The 15,189-nt window shown below is 69.4% G+C and carries 14 protein-coding genes and 1 pseudogene; 7 read left to right on the forward strand and 8 right to left on the reverse strand.

Going from position 1 to position 15,189, the window contains the following annotated elements; genetic code table 11:
• Positions 1 to 9: 9 nt before the first annotated feature.
• Positions 10 to 1,389, reverse strand: coding sequence for an MFS transporter (locus AMK34_RS34165; RefSeq protein WP_037341895.1), 1,380 nt, complete (start codon positions 1,387 to 1,389; stop codon positions 10 to 12).
• A 33-nt stretch (positions 1,390 to 1,422) separates the two neighbouring features.
• Positions 1,423 to 2,679, reverse strand: coding sequence for a helix-turn-helix transcriptional regulator (locus tag AMK34_RS34170; protein ID WP_073848123.1), 1,257 nt, complete (start codon positions 2,677 to 2,679; stop codon positions 1,423 to 1,425).
• Between the two features lie 135 nt (positions 2,680 to 2,814).
• Between AMK34_RS34170 and AMK34_RS34175 the strand changes: the two genes are divergently transcribed.
• A complete protein-coding gene (locus AMK34_RS34175; RefSeq protein ID WP_073848403.1) occupies positions 2,815 to 3,705 on the forward strand; it encodes an NADP-dependent oxidoreductase in 891 nt (296 codons plus the stop codon).
• Between the two features lie 589 nt (positions 3,706 to 4,294).
• Here the strand turns inward: AMK34_RS34175 and AMK34_RS34180 are convergent.
• The 4 genes from AMK34_RS34180 to AMK34_RS34195 all read right to left on the reverse strand — a co-directional run bounded on the left by AMK34_RS34180 (position 4,295) and on the right by AMK34_RS34195 (position 7,942).
• Positions 4,295 to 5,215, reverse strand: a complete 921-nt coding sequence (locus AMK34_RS34180) for a lysophospholipid acyltransferase family protein (protein ID WP_073848124.1) — start codon at positions 5,213 to 5,215, stop codon at positions 4,295 to 4,297.
• Complete coding sequence (locus tag AMK34_RS34185) at positions 5,212 to 5,994, reverse strand: GNAT family N-acetyltransferase (RefSeq protein ID WP_073848125.1); 783 nt, start codon at positions 5,992 to 5,994, stop codon at positions 5,212 to 5,214. The genes AMK34_RS34180 and AMK34_RS34185 overlap by 4 nt, the downstream gene beginning before the upstream one ends.
• Positions 5,995 to 6,170: 176 nt before the next feature.
• Positions 6,171 to 7,130 (reverse strand): electron transfer flavoprotein subunit alpha/FixB family protein, encoded by a 960-nt coding sequence (locus tag AMK34_RS34190; protein ID WP_037341881.1) that lies wholly within the window; start codon positions 7,128 to 7,130, stop codon positions 6,171 to 6,173.
• A gap of 26 nt (positions 7,131 to 7,156) precedes the next feature.
• The gene (locus tag AMK34_RS34195) at positions 7,157 to 7,942 is read right to left on the reverse strand and encodes an electron transfer flavoprotein subunit beta/FixA family protein (RefSeq protein WP_038509322.1); all 786 of its coding nucleotides are present in this window, start codon (positions 7,940 to 7,942) and stop codon (positions 7,157 to 7,159) included.
• A 243-nt stretch (positions 7,943 to 8,185) separates the two neighbouring features.
• Here AMK34_RS34195 and AMK34_RS34200 point away from each other — a divergent pair, with 243 nt between their 5' ends.
• Complete coding sequence (locus tag AMK34_RS34200; protein WP_083650086.1) at positions 8,186 to 9,037, forward strand: DegV family protein; 852 nt, start codon at positions 8,186 to 8,188, stop codon at positions 9,035 to 9,037.
• On the opposite strand, the gene AMK34_RS34205 is transcribed toward AMK34_RS34200, so the two are convergent.
• A complete protein-coding gene (locus AMK34_RS34205; RefSeq protein ID WP_037341876.1) occupies positions 9,018 to 9,440 on the reverse strand; it encodes a hypothetical protein in 423 nt (140 codons plus the stop codon). The two genes, AMK34_RS34200 and AMK34_RS34205, sit on opposite strands and share 20 nt — an antisense overlap.
• Positions 9,441 to 9,510: 70 nt before the next feature.
• Here AMK34_RS34205 and AMK34_RS34210 point away from each other — a divergent pair, with 70 nt between their 5' ends.
• The 5 genes from AMK34_RS34210 (at position 9,511) to AMK34_RS34230 (ending at position 13,863) form a co-directional block, all read left to right on the forward strand.
• Positions 9,511 to 10,284 carry a class I SAM-dependent methyltransferase gene (locus AMK34_RS34210; protein ID WP_073848126.1) on the forward strand — a complete coding sequence of 258 codons (774 nt, stop codon included), beginning with the start codon at positions 9,511 to 9,513 and terminating at the stop codon, positions 10,282 to 10,284.
• Entirely contained in the window at positions 10,281 to 11,792 is a 1,512-nt protein-coding gene (locus AMK34_RS34215; protein ID WP_073848127.1) for a 1,4-alpha-glucan branching protein domain-containing protein, read from the forward strand. The genes AMK34_RS34210 and AMK34_RS34215 overlap by 4 nt, the downstream gene beginning before the upstream one ends.
• A gap of 13 nt (positions 11,793 to 11,805) precedes the next feature.
• Positions 11,806 to 12,291 carry a glutathione peroxidase gene (locus tag AMK34_RS34220; protein ID WP_063277513.1) on the forward strand — a complete coding sequence of 162 codons (486 nt, stop codon included), beginning with the start codon at positions 11,806 to 11,808 and terminating at the stop codon, positions 12,289 to 12,291.
• A gap of 283 nt (positions 12,292 to 12,574) precedes the next feature.
• Positions 12,575 to 13,636, forward strand: a complete 1,062-nt coding sequence (locus AMK34_RS34225) for a hypothetical protein (RefSeq protein ID WP_073848404.1) — start codon at positions 12,575 to 12,577, stop codon at positions 13,634 to 13,636.
• Positions 13,636 to 13,863, forward strand: coding sequence for a hypothetical protein (locus AMK34_RS34230; protein WP_073848128.1), 228 nt, complete (start codon positions 13,636 to 13,638; stop codon positions 13,861 to 13,863). Before AMK34_RS34225 ends, AMK34_RS34230 begins: the two co-directional genes overlap by 1 nt.
• Here the strand turns inward: AMK34_RS34230 and AMK34_RS34235 are convergent.
• Positions 13,851 to 15,086 (reverse strand): annotated as a pseudogene (locus AMK34_RS34235) (sugar-binding domain-containing protein). The gene AMK34_RS34230 and the pseudogene AMK34_RS34235 sit on opposite strands and share 13 nt — an antisense overlap.
• Positions 15,087 to 15,189: the final 103 nt, after the last annotated feature.

Below are 15,189 nucleotides of genomic sequence, written 5' to 3' on the forward strand. Positions count from 1 at the left end.
CCACCCTCATCAGCGGGTGGCGGCGCTCATATCCGACGGCCACCGGCCGGTCACCCGCACCCCGAGCAATGCGATGCCGGTCAGCACGACCGAAAGCACCACGATCGCCACCGAAGGCTCCTTCGCCGACGCCAGCGAAGCGAGCAGAACGCCACCCAAACCGATGGTCAGGGCCGATCCGACCCAGTCGCCGAGCTGCAGCGCCGAGGTGTTGAACCCGCGTTCCGCCTCCGGCGAGTACCGGAGCAGCAGCACCGAGATCGCGGGCATCGCGATCCCCATCCCGGAGCCGCCGACCGCCGACGCCACGAACGCCATCCAGCCGGGGAACGAGGGCAGCGGGACGAAGACGAAGATCGCCAGACCGGCCGCGACCAGCGCGAACCCGGTCCGCAGGGACGCCTCACGCGACCAGTCGAGCATGCGGCCCTGCAGCATCGACCCGGCCGACCAGCCCAGCGCGGTCACCGTCAGCGGCAGCCCGGCCAGCGCGGGGCTGTAGCCGTGGACCTCGGTCATCGTGAGCGGCAGGTACGCCTCCATCCCGGCGTACGCGCCCGCGATCAACGCGCGCGAAGCGATCACTGTGGGCAACCCCGGCCGCGACGACAGCGTCCCGGCGGGCAGGAGTTTGCGAAGCGCGTACGCGAGCGCGATCAGGCCGGCCCCGCCGTAGGCCAGCGCCACGAGGGACGGATGCTGCGCCGCCCAGGTGAGCGCGGCGACGCCGAGGGCGGCGACCACCGCGGGCACGACCCCGGCGCGGCGCGCGGACTCGGCGGGCTCGTGCCGGGGCAGCTTGCGCGTGACGACGACCAGCAGGGCGAGCCCGATCCCGGTCAGCGGGATCAGCCCCAGGAACACCCAGCGCCAGCCGACGCTGACGGTCACCACGCCCGCGACCGACGGGCCGATCACCGCGGGCAGTACCCACGCGGCGGCGTTGGCCGCGTAGATCACCGGACGTTCCCGGTCGGTGAAGGTGAGCGCGATCAGCAGGGACACCGAGACCAGCAGGAGCCCGGAACCGAAACCCTGCAACGCCCTGCCGAGCAGGAGCAACGGCATGTCGTGCGCCAGCCCCGCGACCAGCAGCCCGGCGGCGAACAGCGCGGTACCGGCGAGCAGCGCGGGTGCCGGGCCCTTGCGGTCGCCGAGGCGTCCGGAAAGGACGGTCGCGACCACGCTGGCCACCAGGAAGGTGGTGAACGGCCAGGCGTAGAGGGCGAGACCGTCGAGGTCGGCCACCATCGTCGGCATCGCGGTGGCGACGCCCATGCTTTCGAACGCGATGAGCGTGACCATGAGCAGCAGCCCGATGGTGGTCACGCGGTGCTCGGGTGTCCAGAGCACACCCTTCGGCTCGGCCTTGCCCCCAGTGATCGTCATACGACGAGCCTGCAACCTCCAGTTCGGTGGAGGTCAAGCGCCGACGGACTCCAGGCGCAGCTCACGCGCGAGCACGGCGGCCTCACCGCGCGAGCTGACTTCCAGCTTCCCGAGGATCTTCCGCACGTGGAACTTCACCGTGTGCTCGGTCAGCGCCAGCTCGTCGGCGATCTGCCGGTTCCGCTTCCCGCGCGCGATCCCGGCGAGGACTTCGAGTTCACGCGGGTTCAGCCGGTCCAGCGGGCGCAGTTCCGGCGTTTCCCGCACGCCCAGCGGCAGGACGGCGGTGATCGTGGCGCCCCAGTCCGGGACGGCGTCGACCTCCCAGCGGCCGCCGAGCGGCGTGATCCGCTCGGTGAGGCCGGCGGCGGGGACGGCGCGGGCGACCTCCGGGCCGTCGTCCCGCACGGTGACGCGGAGGTCCTGCCCGTCGATCCGCCAGGACGCCCGGACCCGGGTGCTGCCCCGCTCGAGCGCGGCGAGCACCAGACCGCGCGAGACCGTGCGGGCGGTGTGCGCGATGTCCTGCGGGAGCGGCCGTTCGTCGTCGGGTCCGGCGAGGTCGACGGTCACGTCGTTGTGGCGCACCAAGGGATCCAGCTGCGCGACGAGGGTGCCGAACGCCTCCGACGCCGGTTCGGCCGAGAGCTCCTGGTCGCGGTCGGCGATCGAGCGCAGTTCGACCAGTGCGGCCGCGGCGAGGTCGGTCGCGGTCTGCCGGGCGGCGGCGTCGCCGAGCCTGCGGGACCGCAGCACCGAAAGCAGCGACGTCAGGGTGGTGGCGTGGGTCTGCCCCAGATCGGTGATCGCCCGCGCCCGCGCGGTCGCCGCCGCGATGTTGCTCTCCAGGACGGCGGGTTCGGGGTCGGTGGCGCGCTGGGCGGCGTTCACGCTGACGATGTCCCACAGCTTGGCGACGATCTCCAGCGCGGCGTCGGCGGGCTCGTCCTCGGTGGGGACGAGCGCGATCATCGCGCCCTTGCCGATCACCGGCGCCGAGGTCAGGACGACGAGTTTCCGGCGCTTCCCGCCGAGCGTCTCTTCGGCCACCACGGCCTGACCCGGAATGCCGAGCGCGGCGAGCCGCCGCAGTTCGGCGCTCGTGACCGCGCCGGTGATCGCCGGGTCGCCGTCGACCTTGATGGGCAGACGCGAGCAGTCGCCGGTCTCCATCGCGGCGGCGCGATGCGGCAGGACGGTCGCGGCCGTCGCCGAGAAACGCGGCAGGAGTTCGGGGCGCGGAGCGGCGAGCATGTACTCGACCTGGCTCAGCACGTGCAGCGGATCCATGGCTCCACAGTAGGCGCGGCCCGGCTCGGGGACGCTGCTCTCCCGGCTAGTGAACACTGCTCGTCCGACTGGTTCGGGCGGGGTCGGAGCGCCGGTTGACTGATCGCAGCGAAGAAAATCCGAACAGGAGTGAACATGCGAGCGATCACCATCACCCAGTACGGCGAACCGGACGTCCTGCGGCTCACCGACGCGCCGCTGCCGGAGCCCGGCCCTGGCCAGGTGCGGGTGGCGGTCAAGGCCGCCGGCATCAACCCGATCGACTGGAAGATCCGGTCCGGCGCGATGGCCGAGGTCCGGCCCGTCGACTTCCCGCACATCCTCGGCCTGGAACTGTCGGGCGTGGTGGACGCGGTGGGCGAAGGCGCCGATTTCGCCGTCGGGGACGAGGTCTTCGGCTGGTCGGAGACCGGCACGTACGCGGAGTACGCGCTGGCGAGCACGGTCATCCGCAAACCGGCCGGGCTTTCGTGGGCCGAAGCAGCCGCGCTGCCCATCGCCGGGGAAACCGCGTTGCGGGTACTGGGCGAACTCGAGGTCAAGCCGGACGAGACCGTGGTGATCCACGGCGCGAGCGGCCAGGTCGGCCGGATCGCGACGCAGGCCGCCGTCGCGCTGGGCGCCACGGTCATCGGGCTCGCCGGGGCCTCGTCACTGGACGAGGTGAAGGCGCTCGGCGCGGTGCCCGTCCAGTACGGCGACGGCTGGCTCTCGCGGGTCCGCTCGGCCGCGCCGGACGGCGTCGACGCGGTGTTCGACGCCGCCGGTTACAGCGTCCTGGGTGATTCCGTCGAACTGCTCGGCTCACCCGACCGGCTGATCACCATCGCGGACCCGGCGGCTTACGAGCAGGGACTGAAGTTCTCGGCGGGCGGCTCGGAAACTCAAGCGGTTCTTGAGGATCTGGTCGCGCGGGGTCTGAAGCTGAAGCTGGGGTCGAGTTACGCGCTCGCCGATGCCGCCTCGGCGCACCGGGAAAGCGCGACCGGGCACGCGGGCGGGAAGATCACGCTGACGCTGGAGTGATGCGGGGCTGTGTCAACCCCGGATGCCAGGAAAGGACCTTTCCTTGCGAAATTTGCAAGGAAAGGACCTTTCCTAGCGCGCGTGAGGTGCTGAGAGGGACTTTCGCGACCGGGTCGCGAGTGACTGCGCGGCGTGCGTGAAGGCGTGACTCGCGTGATCAGGGACGCGACTCCCGTGATTGGAAGCCGCACACGTGAGTTCCGCCGCTGAGCACGCGAGTTACGGCTTCGATCACGCGAGTGCGGCCGATCGGTACAGGTGGTCGTGAGTGGCGTTTCGGGTTAGGGCGAAGGGTGCCTTAGGTACCTCCTACCTTGAAGGTAGTGATGGGGGGCCTTCACACTCTCTCCAAGTACATGAAGGCCCCCTTCACTGCGTCTAGCGCAAGGAAGGGGGCCTTCATGTACTTCAGGTGCCCGACCCGGTGGTCGTGAGTGGCGTTTCGGGTTAGAACCCGAAACGCCACTCACGACCACCTCGACCAAAGCCACAGCTGCCACCGCGGTCGCACAACCCGTGGCGGATGTCATGAAAGGGTCGTTCAGGACGGAAAACGTCCTGAACGACCCTTTCATGACACATCCGGGAGTTACTGCGAGACCGCCTCGGGAGCGGAGGGCGTCGAAGGCGCGGCCGGAGCGGGAGCGACGACCGGAGCGGAGGCCACCGGGCGGCGGCGCCGTTGAGCCGGGATCTGCACCCGGCCGAGAGCCGCCTGCACGGCGGATTCCGCCAGCGCGGCCAGTTCCCGCCGGTCCGAAGCGCGGCCCGGCGCGATCTCCGGGCACACGTGCACCTCCAGCACCAGACCGCGCAGAGCCGCGACCCGCCGCAGTGAAGCGATGAGCGACTCCGGCCCGATGAACGCCGGCTGCGTCGTCTCCCGCCCGTCGGCGAGCCGGAACCGCAACGCGAGCGGCCGCACCGGGACACCGCCGTCGATCGCGGCCTGGAAGGTCGCCGGGCGGAACCGGCCGGAGCCGAGACCGCACCAGGTGGTGCCTTCCGGGGTCACGCTGACGAGCGATCCGCCGCGCAGGGCGCCGGCGAGTTCGTCCATCGTCGCGGGAAGGCTCCGCAGGTTCTCCCGGTCGAGGAAGATGCTGCCGCCGCGGCGCACCAGCAGGCCGAGCACCGGCCAGGCGCCGACCTCCTTCTTCGCGAGCGCCCGCATCGGCTGGACGGCGTTGACCGCGATGATGTCCAGCCACGAGATGTGGTTGTTCACCACGAGCGCGCCACGGCCGGGCACGGCGCGGAACCGCTCGTCGCCGAGCACGCGCAGCTTCACCCCGAACGAGCGAAGGATCCCCGCGAAAAGCAGGCGCACCAACCGTTCCCGGGGCTTGCCGCGCAGCACGAGCACCAGCGGCGCGCTGAGGAAGGCACCGAAGATGACGCCGATCGCCGCGGTGAAGCGCAGGACCCGCCGGCCGAACGCCACCGTCGGCGCCCCTTCGGTCAGGCAGCCGTCGCCGCACGGCGATTTCGGCATCCAGGCGTGACTCATCCCTGCTCTCCCAGGAAGAACTTGAGGTACCGCTCGTCGACGTTGTGCAGATCCAGCAGGACGAAGAAGTCCGCGACACCGAAATCCGCGTCGAGCGCGGGCGGCCCGTAGATCTTCGCCCCGAGGCGGGTGTAGCCCTTGATGAGCGGCGGAAGGATCGCACGCGAGGGCCGCTCGATCGTCTCGTTCGGCCACGGGTTCAGCGGCGTCACCCGAAGGGATTCATCCGCGTAGTGCTTGGCGCGCAGGACATCCCAGACGCCCGCCGCGTAGATCCCGCCGTCGGTCAGCGGCACGGACGCGCAGCCCGCGAGATACCGGTGCCCGGCCAGCAGCATGTAGCGCCCGATCCCCGCCCACACGAGGCTCACCACGGCGCCGCTGCGGTGGTCGGGGTGCACGCACGAACGGCCCGTCTCGACCAGCGAAGGGCGCAGGGAATCGAGCGCGGTGAGATCGAATTCGCTGTCGGAATACAGCTTTCCCGCCCGCGCGGCCCGATCGGGCGGCAACATCCGGTACGTGCCCACGATCTCGCCGGTGTTGTCGTCGCGCACCACGAGGTGATCGCAGAACTCGTCGAAGTAGTCGACGTCGAGGCCGGGTTCGAGGGAATTGAGCGTCGCTCCCATTTCCTCGGCGAACACCCGATGGCGGAGGCGTTGCGCGGCGACGACTTCTTCGTTTCCGTTCGCCACGAGAAGGGAGTAACGCGGCGCGTCGGCCGGGAGTTCGACACCTGCCTGGTCAGTACTGACGAGGAGCTGTGACGTCGTCATGACCCAGGTCTACCCCTGGAGGGGTACCAACGACAATGCGCCCGATGGCCGATTAGTGCACGTTCCGTTAATTGCGGGTTCTCAGGCTTCTCTCAGGGTGGGAAGTCACTTCCCGGTCACGGAAAAGGGGCCGCCCGGGAAATAAATCCCGGACGGCCCCTCTTCGAACGAAGGACTCAGCCCTTGCGCTTCTGGACCTCTTCGGTCAGCTGCGGCGCGACGTTGAACAGGTCGCCCACCACACCGAAGTCGGCGATCTCGAAGATCGGCGCTTCGGCGTCCTTGTTGACCGCGATGATGGTCTTCGAGGTCTGCATACCGGCGCGGTGCTGGATCGCGCCGGAGATGCCCAGCGCGATGTACAGCTGCGGCGAGACCGTCTTACCGGTCTGGCCGACCTGGAACTGCGCCGGGTAGTAGCCCGAGTCGACGGCGGCGCGGGAAGCACCGACGGCGGCACCGAGCGAGTCGGCGAGCGCCTCGACGACGTCGAACTTGTCGGCCGAGCCGACACCGCGGCCACCGGAGACGACGACCGAGGCCTCGGTCAGCTCCGGCCGGTCGCCGCCGACGATCGGCTCGACGCCGGTGATCTTGGCGGACTTCGCCGGGTCGCCCGCGGGGACCTCGACGGTCTCCTCGGCGGCCGCACCTTCGGCCGGGGCCGCCTCGACCGCGCCCGGGCGGACCGAGATGACCGGGACACCCTTGGTGGACTTGGACTTCACGGAGAACGCGCCACCGAAGATGGACTGGTCGACGCTGCCGTCGCCGTTCACGCCGACGGCGTCGTACAGCAGACCGGAGCCGAGGCGGACCGCGACCCGGGCGGACACCTCCTTGCCCTCGGCGCTGGCCGCGACGAGCACGGCGGCCGGGGAGGTCCGCTCCGCGAGCGCGGCGAGGACGTCCACCTTCGGGGTGACCAGGAAGCCGGTGGCGTTGTCGCCCTCGGCGACGTACACCTTGGCGGCGCCGTGCGCGGCGAGGGCTTCCTTCGCCTTGGCGGCGGTGCCGGTCGGGCCGACGACGACCGCGGACGGCTCACCCAGTTCACGAGCGGCGGTCAGCAGCTCGAGCGTGACCTTCTTGACTTCACCGTCGACGTGGTCGACGAGGACGAGTACTTCAGCCATTTCCCTATTCCTCCTCGAAACCTGTCTCAGATGAGCTTCTGCGCGACCAGGTAGGCGGCCACCTTGCTGCCGCCGTCACCCTCGTCCTCGACGCGCTCACCGGCGGTGCGCGGCGGCTTCGGGGAGGCTTCGAGCACGGACGACCACGCGTTGCCGAGGCCGACCTCGGCCGCGTCGACGCCCAGGTCCGCGACGGTCAGCGTCTCGACCGGCTTCTTCTTGGCGGCCATGATGCCCTTGAAGGAGGGGTAGCGCGGCTCGTTGATCTTCTCGCCGACGCTCACCACCGCGGGCAGGTTCGCCTCGAGGTGCGTGACGCCGTCCTCGGTGTAGCGGTCGGCCTTGATCGAGGTGCCATCGACGGTCAGCTCGTTCACGTGGGTCAGCTGCGGCAGGCCGAGCAGCTCAGCGATGATCGCCGGCACGGCGCCACCGCGGCCGTCGGAGGCCTCGTTACCGGTGATGACCAGGTCGAAGCCTTCGACCTTCGAGATCGCGGCGGCCAGCACCTTGGCGGTGGCGATCGCGTCGGAGCCGTGAAGGGCCGCGTCGGAGACGTGGATGGCCTTGTCGGCGCCCATGGACAGCGCCTTGCGGATCGCGTCGGTCGCGCGGTCGGGACCCACCGAGACGACGGTGACCTCGCCCTCGCCGGCTTCCTTGATCTTCAGTGCTTCTTCGACGGCCTTCTCGTTGATCTCGTCGAGCACGGCGTCGGCGGATTCGCGGTCAAGAGTGTTGTCGGCACCGGAGAGCTTCCGCTCCGAGTAGGTGTCCGGTACCTGCTTGACCAGGACAACGATGTTCGTCATGGGTCTACTTCGACCTCCCGTTAGTGGCCGGCGTCGGCCACGGGGCAACAGCTCTACTGGCCGGTAGATTAGGGCCATTTCAGCGCCGCGGCCCGCCGAGGTGACCTCATTCACCTGGATGCACGTTTTAGTGGGACCATCGTCCAGGTAATTCACCCGGAAGTGAGTGTAACCGGCCGACTAACCCGAACGGCCGTATTCCGGGGTACTCCCGGAGATGGTGAAGGGATAACCTGCCCCACCATGCGTTCCATGCCCGGCCCTGTCGCCGTGATCACGGACTCGACCGCCTGCCTTCCCGCCCCGGTCGCCGAACGCTGGGGAATCGGCGTCGTTCAGGTCCAACTGCAGGTCGGAGAGCAGTTCGACGAGGAGAATCGCTACGACCGCGAGGAGATCATCGGCCATCTGCGGGCGGGGACGCCGGTGAAGACGGCGCCGCCCGAGGTCGCCGCGTTCTTCTGGGCGTTCCAGGACGCCGCGAGCAAGGGCGCCTCCGCGATCGTGAGCGTCCACATCTCGGGACGGATGTCGGAGACGGTGAACGCCGCCCGCGAGGCCGCCCAGCAGGTGAACATCCCGGTGCACGTCCTCGACAGCGGGACCACCGGGATGAGCCTCGGTTTCGCGGCGACCTCGGCGGCCAAGGTCGCCGCCGCCGGCGGGCAGGCCACCCGCGTCATCGACGCGGCCGAACGCCGCTTCCGCGGCAGCCGGGAGATCCTCTACGTCGACACGCTGGAGTTCCTGCGCCGCGGCGGCCGGATCGGCGCGGCGCAGGCGTTCCTCGGCTCCGCGTTCTCGATCAAACCCCTGCTGACGCTGAAGAACGGCGAGGTCGCCCCGCTGACCCGGGTGCCGGGTCAGCGGCGGGCGCTCAACAAACTCGTCGACCTCGCGGTGGAATGCGCGGGCGACCGGGACGTCGAGGTCGCCATCACCCGGTTCGGCCCGGACGAACGCGACCTCGAGATCGGCGGGCGGCTGCGGGCACGGCTGCCGCATATGGTCGACAGCACCCTGGTGGACGCCAGCATGATCCTCGGCGCCCACCTCGGGCCTGGCGCCATCGGCATCACGGTGTCGCCGGTGTAGTCCGCTTCGAAGGGATCAGCGCCAGCACCACCGGGAGCACCGCGCCCAGCGCCGTCGTCACAATGATCAGCACCTGGTCCACCGGCTCGAAATGCGAGACGTGGCCCAGGTGGTAGAGGAAATGCGGCAACCCGAAGCAGAAGGTGGCGAGCGCCGCCAACCTGGCCACGGCGGTCGTCCCGATCACGGCGGCGCCGATCAGGATCGCGGAAAGCGCCAGGTTGAGGCCGCCGAAGTCCTGGATCAGGTGTTCGTTGAAGGGGCCGTCCATCGCCACCCAGCCGGTGCGGAACCCCGGGAAGTCCCGGTAGAAGCCCTCCGGGCTGAACAGCGGCCACAGCCCGACGGGCAGTTCGATGAGGCCGAAGACGACGAGCAGTACGCGGGTGAATGTCCGTTGCATACCTCCTGGACTGCGTGGCGCCGCGAAACGTGACACGCGGGCCGAAGTGACCGGCCGGTAGGGTCGCGGCGTGACCACCCCAGCCACCAGGGCCGAAGCGCTGCACCTCACCGGTGAACGCACCGTGCCGGGCATCGCCGAGGAAAACTATTGGTACCGCCGCCACGAGGCCGCGTATCAAAAGCTCCTGCCACTGTGTGAGGGCAAGACGGTGCTGGAGGCAGGCTGCGGCGAGGGCTACGGCGCCGGGCTCATCGCCACCGTGACCGAGCGGGTGCTCGCCCTCGACTACGACGGCCCCACCACCGAGCACGTCGCCCGCCGCTACCCCGGCATCGGCGTGGCCAGGGCGAACCTGGTGTTCCTGCCGCTACGGGACGCCTCGGTCGACGTCGTCGCCAACTTCCAGGTGATCGAGCATCTCTGGGACCAGGGCGCCTTCCTCGCCGAATGCCGCCGCGTGCTCTCCCCCGGCGGACGGCTGATCGTCACCACGCCCAACCGGCTGACCTTCACCCCGGACAGCGACACCCCGCTCAACCCATTCCACACCAGGGAGCTCGCACCGTCCGAATTGGACGGATTGCTGCGTGACGCCGGTTTCGAGGTCGAGACGCTGCACGGGCTCCACCACGGCGAGGGCGTCGCGAGGCTCGACGCCAAGTACGGCGGTTCGATCATCGACGCCCAGCTCGACGTCGTCATGGGGCAGCTGCCGGGACAGGCGACCTGGCCCGCGGAACTGCTGGCCGACGTCGAAGGCATCCAGGCCGCGGACTTCGCGGTCCACGGCGAAGACCTCGACGCCAGCCTCGACCTGGTCGCCGTGGCGGTGCGCCGATGAGCGACTACGAGGGCACGTTCTGCCTCGTCGTGCACAGCCACCTGCCGTGGCTGCCGCATCACGGATCCTGGCCGGTCGGCGAGGAATGGCTCTACCAGGCATGGGCGCATTCCTACCTGCCGATGGTCGATCTCCTGCGCCGCTTCGCCGACGAGGGCCGCGAAGACGTCCTCACCCTCGGGATGACGCCGATCCTCGCCGCCCAGCTCGACGACCCGTACTGCATCGACGCCTTCCACGACTGGCTCGGCCACTGGCAGCTGCGCTCCTGGCACGCGTCCACGCTGTGGCGCGGCGCCCCGCTGCTGCGCGACCTCGCGGCGAGCGAGTACCGGACAGCGCTCAAGGCCTCGGAAGAGCTCGAAACCCGCTGGCGTCACGGCTTCTCCCCGATCCTCCGGTCCTTTGTGGACAACGGGACGATCGAACTGCTCGGCGGGCCGCTGGCGCATCCGTTCCAGCCGCTGCTCGACCCGGCGGTCCGCGACTTCATGCTGCGGGGCGGTCTGGCCGACACCGCGCTGCGGATCGGACGGCGTCCCGAAGGCATTTGGGCGCCCGAATGCGGCTACGCGCCCGGCATGGAAACCGGATACGCCGCCGCGGGTGTCCAGCGGTTCATGGTCGACGGGCCTTCCCTGCACGGTGACACCTCGGCGGCGCGGACGGTCGGCGATTCCGACGTCGTGTGCTTCGGCCGCGATCTCGAAGTCACGTACCGCGTCTGGTCGCCGAAGGCCGGATATCCCGGCCATGCCGCCTATCGCGATTTCCACACCTGGGCGCACGAGGTCGGCCTGAAACCCTCGCGGGTGACCGGCAAGACCGTCGAGCCGCCGGACAAGGCGCCGTACGACCCGGCGATGGCGACGGCCACCCTCGGCGGCCACGTCCAGGACTTCGTCGACACGGTCGTCGCCCGCCTGCGTTCGCTCAAGGCCGAGCACGGCCGCGAGTCGCTCGTCGTCGCCGCGTACGACACGGAACTGTTCGGACACTGGTGGCACGAGGGCCCGGCCTGGCTCGAAGGCGTCCTGCGCGCGCTGCCCGAGGCCGGCGTCCGCGTCACGACGCTCAAGGGCGCGCTCGAAGCCGGTCACCTCGGCGGGAAGGTCGACCTCCCGGCGTCGTCGTGGGGGTCTGGCAAGGACTGGCGGGTCTGGGACGGCGAGCAGGTCGCCGACATGGTGCGGGACAACACCGCGCTGCAGGACCGGATACTCGACCTCGTCGCCGGAATGGACACGACGACACGCGACTCCGTCCGCGACCAGGCCGTCGCCGAAGCGATGCTGGCGCTTTCGAGCGATTGGGCGTTCATGGTCACCAAGGACTCCGCCGCCGACTACGCGCGGCGGCGGGCGAAAGTGCACACGGAACGGTTCGACACGCTCGCCGGGTTGCTCCGGGAAGGAGCACTCGACCGCGCGCGGGAGACCGCGGCCGCGTTCCGGCGCGACGACGGACCGTTCGGTCACGTCGACGCGCGTGATCTGCTGAGGAAATGACGAAAGGGGCACCATGGGGATCCACGACATCCCGCTGAAGACGCTCGCGGGCGAGGACACGACGCTCGGCGCGCTCGAAGGCAAGACGCTGCTGGTGGTGAACGTGGCGTCGAAATGCGGGCTGACGCCGCAGTACACCGGGCTGGAAAAGCTCCAGGAACGCTACGCGGACAAGGGTTTCTCCGTCGTCGGGTTCCCCTGCAACCAGTTCGCGGGCCAGGAGCCGGGCACCGCGGAGGAGATCCAGACCTTCTGCTCGACGACGTACGGCGTTTCGTTCCCGCTGTTCGAAAAGCTGGATGTCAACGGGGAAAGCCGTCACCCGCTCTACGCCGAACTGACCAAGGCGGCCGACGCGGAGGGCGCCGCCGGCGACGTCCAGTGGAACTTCGAGAAGTTCCTCGTCGCCCCTTCCGGTGAAGTGGTGGGACGATTCCGCCCACGCACCGAACCCGAGGACGAGACGATCACCAAGGCGATCGACGCGACGATCGGCTGATTCCCGCCTTTCGCGAACGGGCGGGCTCACCGGAGTGATCCGGCGAGCCCGCCCGTTTCCTTTTCCGGCGGATCGGTGACCAAAGTCCCTCAACGGTGGCGACGCCGGGGCGATGTCCGGTTGAGCGATAACAAACCCTTGCCGCACAAGGGAAATCTTGACGTCTCATAGTGAAGCGCCGTACCCGATTGCACTATGGCGCCACCCGCCGCAGGAGGAGAAGACTCTTTCGTCGGGAGTCCCGCACTTCGTCAACGCCGACAACCAGAAAAGTGTGGCCGACATGATCGAAAGCAACATGATCCCGAAGGAATTCCAGTCACTGGCCGAAGTACAGGCAGCCGAGGAAGAAAGTCTGTTCGCCCGCCAGAACGTCGTGGGTGTCGCCCTCGGTACGAAATGGGCGGGAGGCACGGACACCGAAGAGAAGGCTCTCACGGTTCTCGTCGAGACCAAACTGCCCCGCGACCTGCTCCGCAAACAGGACGTCATCCCGCAGACCGTGTCCGGTGTTCCCACCGACGTGCAGGAGGTCGGCGTACTCCAGGCGGGCCGCAGCCTCACCGCGACGAAGGGCAACGGGCTGCCCGGTCTGCTCGACGAGCCGTCGGCACCGTCGCTCAGCCGCCCCGAAGAGCTTGCACAGCAACAGGTCGGCCCGTTCACGCTGGCGAAACGGTTCCGCCCGGCCTTCGGTGGCGTGAGCGTCGGTCACTTCAAGATCACCGCGGGCACCTACGGAACCGCGGTGTACGACGCCACCGCGCTGCCCGGTGTTCCGCCCAGGTACTACATCCTGTCCAACAACCACGTCCTGGCGAACTCGAACGCCGCCGCCATCGGCGACCCGATCCTGCAGCCGGGACCGTTCGACGGCGGCACCGCGCCCGCGGACGTCATCGCCAGGCTCAGCCGGTTCGTGCCGATCAAGTTCATCCAGCCCGGGCAGCCGGTCCCATTGAACTTCGTCGACGCCGCCATCGCCGAAGGCCAGTTCCACGACCTCGACCGGCGGATCTACTGGGTCGGCGACCTCAAGGGCACGAACGTCGCCCCCGCGGTCGGCACCGTCGTGCAGAAGACCGGCCGGACCACGAACTGGACGACCGGGCGGATCACCAACATCAACGCGACGGTGGACGTCAACTACGGCGGCGGCAAGGTGGCCAGGTTCGCGCAGCAGTTGCTGACCACGGCCTTCTCCGCGGGCGGCGACTCCGGCAGCCTCGTCGCGGACCTCAACGAGAACGCGGTCGGCCTGTTGTTCGCCGGTTCGCCGGCGGTCACCGTGGTCAACCGGATCGCGCTGGTCGAGGCCTCGCTCGGGATCAGGGTGCATCCGTAGTGGCCGAAGACGTATCCGATGTCGATGCCGCCCTCGTGACGGCGTCCCGGTGGCTCGACGACGTCCCCGGAGTGGTCGGGGTCGGGCAGGGCGAGGCCGAGGGGGCACCCACGATCGACGTGTGGATGACCCCCGGTCACGACTCCGGGCGGCTGCCTTCTCAGCTGCTCGGAGTGCCCGTCCGGGTCCGTGACTCCGGTGGTCCTGTGGAGGCTCAGCCGGACTGACCCGTCTCGATGACCGCACGATTACAGGTGGCGACGGACTCCGTGTCCGCCTTCACCACCCGCCGGTCGTAGGTGAGCAGGCCGTTGACCTCGTTCTCGACGTCGGTGGTCTGCGTGTAGATCGCGCCGGAAAGGCCGGTTCCGGCGACGATCCGTTCGAGGTGCTCGCTGACCTCGGCATAGCGCTTGGTCAGCTGTGCCGAGGTCGGCGTCATCTCGTAGGCCTGGGGCTCCCCCCGGCCGGCGATGCCCGTCGACGACGAGGCCGAGCCCGCCGTACTCGCCGTCGACGATCACCCTGTGGTCCTTCACCGCGGGGCTCCCCGGCCCGACGTAGGTGTGGTCGTCGTAGACGTCACCCGCGCCGGTGTCCGGCCGGGAGAAGCAGCAGTTCACCCCGCTGTTCGCGACGACGTGCCTGGTCGGGTCGAGGTCCGGTGAGCGAGGGGCATGTCCTGCCAGACGAGCAGGCCCAGCCTGTCCGCAACCGCTGCCCTACGGCTCCTTCGACGCGTGTCACCTCCGCGCCGCCGGGTTCGCTGACGATCAGCTCCACCCGGGCGCCGCCTGTGACCTTGGGCACAACCGTCACCCCATCGAGATCGGGGGTCAGCGGGAGATCCCGGATATGCGCGGACGGCAACGGCTCCAGCCAGACGGTCTGCCAGATACCCGACGCGGCAGTGTAGAAGATCCCTTTCGGGTCGTTCCGCTGCTTGCCGACGGGATGCGTCGCGGCGTCGGTCCGATCCGTCACGCGGACGGTGAGTTCCTGCGATCCCGACGGGCGCAGGACGTCGGTGATGTCGGCGCTGAAGGCCGTGTACCCGCCTTCGTGGACGGCCACTCCTGGTTGTTGACCCGCACCGTCGCGGACTGGTCGACGGAGCCGAAGTGGAGCAGCACCCGCTGACCGTCCCAACCGGGCGGGACGTGGAAACCTTGCGATACCAGAGGGTTTCGTCCCGCCGTCCGATGCCGGAGAGCGCCGATTCCGGCGGGAACGGCACCAGGATCCGCTCGCCGTACCCCTCGCGGCGGGGCGCGCCGCTGCCCGCGTACTCCCAGACGCCGTTGAGGTTCAGCCAGCGTTCGCGGACCAGCCGGGGACGCGGGTACTCGGGCAGAGCGTTGCCGGGTCCGACCTGCGCGGACCACGGCGTCGAGAGCACCGGTTCGACGGTCTCGAAGGCCGGTCCGGCCGCGTTCACGGAAGACGTCATCGACCCGATGGTGGCAAAGATCGCCGCCCCTGTCGCCCTCGATCGGTGTCACCTGTGGGGGTGATCGCCCCGTCCCGGCGCCGACCGACTCACGAGTAACCTC

The sequence above is a fragment of the Amycolatopsis sp. CB00013 genome, assembly GCF_001905755.1.
GTDB classification, from domain to species: Bacteria; Actinomycetota; Actinomycetes; order Mycobacteriales; family Pseudonocardiaceae; genus Amycolatopsis; species Amycolatopsis japonica.

What these genes read in the sequence shown, in the direction of transcription:
- AMK34_RS34170 (WP_073848123.1), bottom strand. Translation starts at nt 2,679, where the DNA reads ATGGATCCGCTGCACGTGCTGAGCCAGGTCGAGTACATGCTCGCCGCT.
- AMK34_RS34190 (WP_037341881.1), bottom strand. Translation starts at nt 7,130, where the DNA reads ATGGCTGAAGTACTCGTCCTCGTCGACCACGTCGACGGTGAAGTCAAG.
- AMK34_RS34225 (WP_073848404.1), top strand. Translation starts at nt 12,575, where the DNA reads ATGATCGAAAGCAACATGATCCCGAAGGAATTCCAGTCACTGGCCGAA.
- AMK34_RS34180 (WP_073848124.1), bottom strand. Translation starts at nt 5,215, where the DNA reads ATGAGTCACGCCTGGATGCCGAAATCGCCGTGCGGCGACGGCTGCCTG.
- AMK34_RS34185 (WP_073848125.1), bottom strand. Translation starts at nt 5,994, where the DNA reads ATGACGACGTCACAGCTCCTCGTCAGTACTGACCAGGCAGGTGTCGAA.
- AMK34_RS34205 (WP_037341876.1), bottom strand. Translation starts at nt 9,440, where the DNA reads ATGCAACGGACATTCACCCGCGTACTGCTCGTCGTCTTCGGCCTCATC.
- AMK34_RS34175 (WP_073848403.1), top strand. Translation starts at nt 2,815, where the DNA reads ATGCGAGCGATCACCATCACCCAGTACGGCGAACCGGACGTCCTGCGG.
- AMK34_RS34165 (WP_037341895.1), bottom strand. Translation starts at nt 1,389, where the DNA reads ATGACGATCACTGGGGGCAAGGCCGAGCCGAAGGGTGTGCTCTGGACA.
- AMK34_RS34220 (WP_063277513.1), top strand. Translation starts at nt 11,806, where the DNA reads ATGGGGATCCACGACATCCCGCTGAAGACGCTCGCGGGCGAGGACACG.
- AMK34_RS34200 (WP_083650086.1), top strand. Translation starts at nt 8,186, where the DNA reads ATGCGTTCCATGCCCGGCCCTGTCGCCGTGATCACGGACTCGACCGCC.
- AMK34_RS34195 (WP_038509322.1), bottom strand. Translation starts at nt 7,942, where the DNA reads ATGACGAACATCGTTGTCCTGGTCAAGCAGGTACCGGACACCTACTCG.
- AMK34_RS34215 (WP_073848127.1), top strand. Translation starts at nt 10,281, where the DNA reads ATGAGCGACTACGAGGGCACGTTCTGCCTCGTCGTGCACAGCCACCTG.